6 protein-coding genes and 1 tRNA gene are annotated in these 6,354 nt (G+C 66.2%); 2 read left to right on the top strand and 5 right to left on the bottom strand.

The window, feature by feature from the left end:
• The first annotated feature begins 571 nt into the window (after window positions 1–571).
• On the top strand, window positions 572–1,150 hold the full coding sequence (locus tag VK519_RS06055; RefSeq protein ID WP_324348238.1) for a DUF1579 family protein: 579 nt from the start codon (window positions 572–574) through the stop codon (window positions 1,148–1,150).
• Window positions 1,151–1,257: 107 nt separating this feature from the next.
• Here VK519_RS06055 and VK519_RS06050 read toward each other — a convergent pair.
• A tRNA-Ala gene (locus tag VK519_RS06050) sits at window positions 1,258–1,333 on the bottom strand.
• Between the two features lie 66 nt (window positions 1,334–1,399).
• Entirely contained in the window at window positions 1,400–2,512 is a 1,113-nt protein-coding gene (locus VK519_RS06045; RefSeq protein WP_324348236.1) for a ribonuclease D, read from the bottom strand.
• Window positions 2,513–2,633: 121 nt separating this feature from the next.
• On the opposite strand from VK519_RS06045, the gene VK519_RS06040 reads away from it, so the two are divergent.
• Window positions 2,634–4,583 (top strand): SUMF1/EgtB/PvdO family nonheme iron enzyme, encoded by a 1,950-nt coding sequence (locus VK519_RS06040; RefSeq protein ID WP_324348234.1) that lies wholly within the window; start codon window positions 2,634–2,636, stop codon window positions 4,581–4,583.
• Between the two features lie 16 nt (window positions 4,584–4,599).
• On the opposite strand, the gene VK519_RS06035 is transcribed toward VK519_RS06040, so the two are convergent.
• The 3 genes from VK519_RS06035 to VK519_RS06025 form a co-directional block, all read right to left on the bottom strand.
• Window positions 4,600–5,067 carry a YaiI/YqxD family protein gene (locus VK519_RS06035; RefSeq protein ID WP_324348233.1) on the bottom strand — a complete coding sequence of 156 codons (468 nt, stop codon included), beginning with the start codon at window positions 5,065–5,067 and terminating at the stop codon, window positions 4,600–4,602.
• Window positions 5,064–5,945, bottom strand: coding sequence for a PhzF family protein (locus VK519_RS06030; RefSeq protein ID WP_324348231.1), 882 nt, complete (start codon window positions 5,943–5,945; stop codon window positions 5,064–5,066). The genes VK519_RS06035 and VK519_RS06030 overlap by 4 nt, the downstream gene beginning before the upstream one ends.
• Window positions 5,946–6,029: 84 nt before the next feature.
• Window positions 6,030–6,354 (bottom strand): FAD-dependent oxidoreductase (locus VK519_RS06025; RefSeq protein WP_324348229.1); only part of this gene is annotated, 325 nt, incomplete at its 5' end.

Genomic DNA, 6,354 nt, shown 5'->3' with positions numbered 1-6,354 from the left:
TGCAGGAGCATTTCGCCACGCTGTTTGCACTCAGAGTGGCGGGCGAGCCAGGGTAGAAAACCGTCTCAAGTCCAATCCGGCCGGGCCGAAGCCCGCCTGGTCGCCCGCCATAGAAGGACGGGAGATCACGGGTACCGCAGGCGATGGAGCCTGCGGTACCCGAGACTTTAAGAACGGGTTTCTACACCCGGCCGCCGGGAGTACCCCGACGGCAAACATATGATCCCGGATACGTCAGTCCACTTCCATATAGTAAGCGTCGCAAAGTTTCCCCTGACATCCCATCGGACAAAACTCAAACCATCGTCCCCAGCTTAGTTTCGTCGGATTGGCTCGTTCGAAGGAAGTAGGTTTGAACATCATCGATACGGCGGGCATGTCGCGCGTTGTCATAGACAATGCTCGGTATACTTGCCCGTGCAACATGTAGGGATGCCATTCCATGTGTAATTTCGTTCGCGAACAATGTGAAGCTGCCGAGTACGACGCTTGGTTCATCGCCGAAGTGGACCACCCCGAATTTCCTCGATTGGCCCTCTTGTGCCACCACGCGCTTTCCTAAAGTGCCTCCATGAGCTTGATCATTACGGAGGGCCAGGTGATGTGGAAACTGTTGCTACGTGGCGTCATGGTTGCCGGTGTCGTCGCTTGCCTGCCCTTCAACACGAGGGCGGAATCGCCCCGGGACGGTTCGCACGATTTCGACTTTGCTCGCGGCATCTGGCATACCCATGCCACGCAAGTGCTCGACCCGTTCGATGGCGGCACCCATACGGTGGTGATGGACGGTACCAAGACAGCGCGGCCGGTCTGGAATGGCCGGGCATGGCTCGAGGAGATCGAGGCCGATGGGCCCAGCGGACATTGGGAAGGTGCGACACTCTTCGTCTATGACGCCAAAGCCGGGCAGTGGAGCCAGACCTACATCGACAGCAGCTCCGGAAAGGTCGAGGCCCCGACCATCGGCGTCTTCAAGGACGGTCGCGGCGAGCTGTTCGGCACGACGGTCTACAAGGACCGCACGGTCCTGGTACGCGGCGTCTGGTCAAACATCAAGGCCGATTCGCATCACTTTGATATTTCCTACTCGCGCGACGGCGGCCAGACGTGGGCAACCGCGTTCAAGGCGGACTTGACGCGGATCAAGTGATTGTCGGCAGCCGGGGCGTGAAAGACGATGTACCACGGTGGCGCATGCATCTCATGCGTCACGTCGTGGCATAAAAAAGCCCGGGTTTCCCCGGGCATCTTCAATGATGGTGGAGCGGATGGGGATCGAACCCACGACCTTCGCATTGCGAACGCGACGCTCTCCCGGCTGAGCTACCGCCCCACTTGAACGCCGCATGTTACCAGCGGGCGGGGCGGCGATGGAAGGGGAGCCGGCAGGGGCCTCCACTCAGGGCAAAAGCGGCGCCAGCTTCGGTTCCAGCGCATCGCGCCGCCATCCAGCAAGGCCCTCGGGCCACTGGCCCGACACCACGTATTCATCCAGGTTGCGTCGTGCGCAAACCAGGCCCTGTGGCAGGTCCAGCTCCAGTGAAATGGCGTCCACCACGGTCTTCATGGCGGTGATCGCTTTTTTCGCCTCGCCCGACGGATGTCCGGGGATCGGCAGTGTCGCGGCCACTTCCACGGGCGTCACCGGCTGGTGCAATAGTTCGAACAGCTCCTGCCGTTGTGCCGAACGCAAGGCGCGCTGGCCGCGGCCGCGGGTATCGAGGTCGGCCTGACTGTGCGGCAGGTTGTTGGCAAGGCTCAATGCCAGGGCTTCGTCGAGCAACCACGGGCGCGGACGGTCGAGCTTGCGCGCGGTGATGTCGCGCCAGTGCAGGATGCGGCGGAGCAGGGCCTGTCGTTCACTGGGCCATTCGGCGGCCGCACGCACCCCACGCTGGGGCTGGTCGTCGCCGGCACTGGCAGCGCGTGCGAGCAGGCGGCGGCAGTCTTCTTCGAACCAGCTGAAGTGGCCGCGCGCCTGCAGGCGCGCGACGAGTTCGGCATGGATACGATGCAGGTGCACCACGTCCAGCGTGGCGTAGGCCAGCTGGCTGGGCGTGAGCGGGCGTTGCATCCAGTCCGAGCGGGTCTCGCCCTTGTCCAGGTCGTCGCCGATCACCGCAGCCACCAGTGCGCGATAGGACAAGCCCGCACCCATGCCGGCATAGGCCGCGGCGATCTGGGTGTCGAAAAGCGTATGCGGGCCACGCGGCAACAGCGGTGCCAGCGCCTCGAGGTCTTCGCTGGCACTGTGCATGATGCTGGTGACCGCGCGCTTGCCGAAGGTGTCGTCAAGCAGGCTGCCGGCATCGAAAGCCAGGGGATCTACCAGGGCGTGGCGACCGCCGTATGACAATTGCAGCAGCGCCAGCTGTGGATAGAAAGTGTCGCGGCGCATGAACTCGGTGTCCACGCCCACCGCGGCACCGGTGGGAATATCGCCCAGCCATGCGCCTAGTGCCGCCGCATTGTCGATCCAGTCGGCGGCCGGGACCGGCGAAAGTGCATCCATCTTGAATCCTTTGCGTGAACCTAAGCCTGCGCGCGCGTGCCCCGCCCGTTGCCCTGTGTGCGTCGATTGCCTATGGTGACGGCGCAAGATAGCAGGCCGCCACCCGGGACGCCCGAAGACCATGCCCAGCACCGAGACCGTCCGACGACAGCGCGCGCTAGGCGGCGGGTTTGGCCTGGTGGTGCTGTGCTTTGGACTTTCCTATCACTTTTTCCCCGGGCTGCTGCGTACTTCGTCACAATTACAGGGCCCCGCCGTGGCGCCGTTGGCGTCGCAGGCACCCAACATCGGGTTCGATCAGCGGCCGCAAGCCGCCCCCCGCTTGGTTTCCGAGGTGGATTCGGGTCCGCCCCTGATGCTCGCGTCGGCCGCGGTGATCGCAGCCCATCGGCGTGAACCGGCGCCCGCCCCGGAAGGCGCCGCGGTGCCCGATAGCGCTGAATCGAAGAAGCTGCTCGAACGCGCCACCCAGGCCCTGGCCGCGGACCATCTCACCGGCGGCCCCGATAGTGCGCTGGCGTTGTACAACGAAGTGCTCAAGGCGAACGCCGATAGCGTCAAGGGCAAGGCGGGCGTGGTCGAAGTCCACGCACGATTGCTTGCCGAAGCCGAGCAGGCGCTGGCGCTGGGCGACGGCGATACCGCGCGTGAGCGCGTGAAGGCGCTCAAGACAATCCCCGACAGCACGGCCGATGCGGCGGCCCTGGACGACAAGCTCAAGCTCCTGGACCAGGTGCAACCCCTGTTGGCCCAGGCGGCGGATCTCGTGCAACAGGACAAGGCGGCATCTCCCGCCGGCGGCAGCGCGCTGGGGCTGTATCGCCAGGTGCTGTCCATGGACCCAGGCAACGCGGTGGCGAGCCAGGGCATGGCCCAGGTGCAGCGCATCGTGCTCGACCGGGCGCTGACGGCAGTCGCCAAGAACGATTTCGCCGGTGCCGACAAGGCCCTGGCCGACGCTGCCGCGATCCAGCCTGATTCACAGGCCCTGCAGGACACGCGGGGCCGGGTGGAAGGCATGCGGCGCCAGAGCGCCGAAGGCCTGCTGGCCCAGGCACGTTCCGCGCTCGATGCCGGCGACCAGGCTTTGGCGGCCAGGCTTGCCAAACAGGCCCAGGGCATCAGCCCGGACCTGGCTGGCCTGGACGAATTCAATGAGCGCATGACCAATGCCCGGCTGTATGCCAGCTACAAGCCCGGTCAGGTCTTCAGCGATCGCTTCGTCGATAGCGGCGGGCAGGGTCCTGCGATGGTGGTGCTGCCCACCGGCAGCTTCCAGATGGGCTCGGCCGACGAGGAAAAAGGCCACGACGTGAGTGAGTCGCCGCGCCACGCCGTGGACGTGGCCAAGGGTTTTGCACTGTCGCGTAGCGAAGTGACCGTGGGGCAGTTCCGCGAGTTCGTCCGTGCCACCGGCTACGTGCCCGATTCACAGAAGCTGGGCGGTTCGAGCATTTACGACGAGGCCAGCGGCGGCCTGCGCGACGACGCCCAGGCCACCTGGATGTCGGACTACGTGGGCAAGCCCGCGGCCGATGGCCTGCCGGTGATCAACGTGTCGTGGAACGACGCCCGTGCTTTTGTGGCGTGGCTGGCCAGCCGCAGCGGCCAGCGCTACCGGCTGCCCAGCGAGGCGGAGTTCGAATATGCCGAGCGCGGCGGCAGCTCCACGCGCTTCTGGTGGGGCGATGGAAGTCCCGCCAGCCGGGTGGAGAACATCACCGGCAGCGGTGACCGTACGTCCAGCGGCAGGCGCTGGAGCAACGCCATGCCCGGGTATCGCGACGGGTATTGGGGACCTGCCCCCGTGCAATCCTTTGCGCCCAATGCATTCGGCCTGTACGACATCGGCGGCAATGTGTCCGAATGGGTGCAGGATTGCTGGCACGACAATTACATCCGGGCACCGCGCGATGGCAGCGCGTGGGACAATCCCGGTTGCACACGACGGGTGATCCGCGGCGGTTCCTGGGGCAGTGCACCGGACATGCTGCGTTCGGCATTCCGCCAGGGCGCCGGTGCCGATACGCGCAGCGCCCGCGTGGGCTTCCGCGTATTGCGCGAGCTCTAGCCCGCCGGGCCGTGGATCAGCGCGGCCGCGTGGCCAGCCAGCGGTCCAGGGCATTGGCGAAAGACTGGCGGTCGCGCTGACCGAATGCCGCCGGGCCGCCGGTGTCCACGCCGCTGCCACGCAGTTCCTCCATGAAATTGCGCATCGACAAGCGCTGGGCAATCGTCTCGCGGGTATAGAGCTCGCCGCGGGGATTCAGGGCCAGCGCACCCTTTTCCAGCACCAGTGCCGCAAGCGGGATGTCCTGGGTCACCACCATGTCGCCTGCCGCCACGCGGCGGACGATCTCGCCATCGGCCACGTCGAAGCCGCCGGGCACCTGTACCGAATGGATATAGCGCGACGGCGGAGTACGGAGCCACTGGTTCGCCACCAGGGTGACACTGATTTTTTCCCGTTCGGCGGCGCGGAACAGGATCTCCTTGATCACACCCGGGCAGGCGTCTGCGTCCACCCAGATCGCGGCGCCCGTGCCCTGGTTCATGCGTGCGGCCAGTCCACCGCGCCGTCGATGATGGTGTTCGTCTGTCCGCCTACCCATATCGATGCACCGTCAATGCGCACGGTAATGCTGGCGTCGTGTCCCACTTCACGCCCCTGGCTTACCCGATATCCGCGGGCCAGGACGCCGGCAGGCTCCGCATGTGCAATGTAGGCTGCAATCAACCCGTTGGCGGCGCCGGAGGCAGGGTCCTCGACGATGTCCACGCCTGCGGGAAACGCGCGTACCGCAAGTTCGACACCTGGTTCGCTGCTGCGCGCGAACACGCACAGCCCCAGGCTATCGGTATCGCGCGCCAGCATGCCGATGGCGCCATGGTCCGGATGCCACTGGCGCAAGGTTGCCTCGTCGGCGAATTCCGCGACCCACCAGCGGCGGCCGCCCTCGACGAAGGCAGGCGGCAGGGGGCCGGTCTGGATGCCATGCAGCACGTCGCGAAGCGCACTCAGGCCGATCGGTGCGGGCACCACGCGCGCTGGCGGCGACTGCACGAACAGCACTCGCCGGCCGTCATGGTTTTCCACGCGGATCGGCAGCACGCCGGCGGCGCATTCCTGATGCAGCAACCCGTCGGCGGCCGGCCGGCAGAGCCCGGCGTCGAGCGCGGCGTGCGCGCTGCCGATGGTGGGATGCCCGGCGAAGGGAATTTCCTTGCGCGGGGTGAAGATGCGCGCGCGATAACTGGCACCCGGTTGCGTCGGCGGCATCAGGAAGGTGGTTTCGACCAGGTTCGTCCAGCGGGCGAAGGCCTGCATGGTGTCGTCGGCCCAGCCTTCGGCATCGATGACGACGCCGAGCTGGTTGCCGCCGCCCGGCCTGGCGGCAAAGACGTCCAGTTGCTGGTAACGGATCTGGGGCATGGGAAAGCGCCGTGGTGGAAACACGAGCCGGTCATCATAACCCTATGCACGGCGCGGGGCGTGGCGCGGCGGCGTTGCATTGCCTTATCGCCCGATGCGGCCAAAGCCGAACATTGCGGCACGTGGATGCGTGCGCCCGTGGATCGCCTCGCGCAGGATGTCGGCGGCGATGACGCTATAGGTGATGCCGTTGCCCCCATAGGCCATGGCAAAGTGCACGCGCGGGTCACCGTCGGAAAGCGCACCGATGTAAGGGAGGCCGTCGGTGGTCTCGGCAAACGTCCCCGCCCAGGCAAAGCCGGGTTCGAAGCTGCGGCCACCGGCCAGCCGGGACAACTTCGCCAGCAACCGGTCGGCCTTGCGCGGCAGCGCCGCGTCGCGCTTGCTGGCGAAGTTGACCCGGCTGGCC

The sequence above is a fragment of the Pinirhizobacter sp. genome (assembly GCF_035317885.1).
Taxonomy (GTDB): Bacteria; Pseudomonadota; Gammaproteobacteria; order Xanthomonadales; family Rhodanobacteraceae; genus Pinirhizobacter.
Note: the sequence above shows the minus strand (reverse complement) of the source record. Positions and strands in the feature narration are given on the sequence as shown.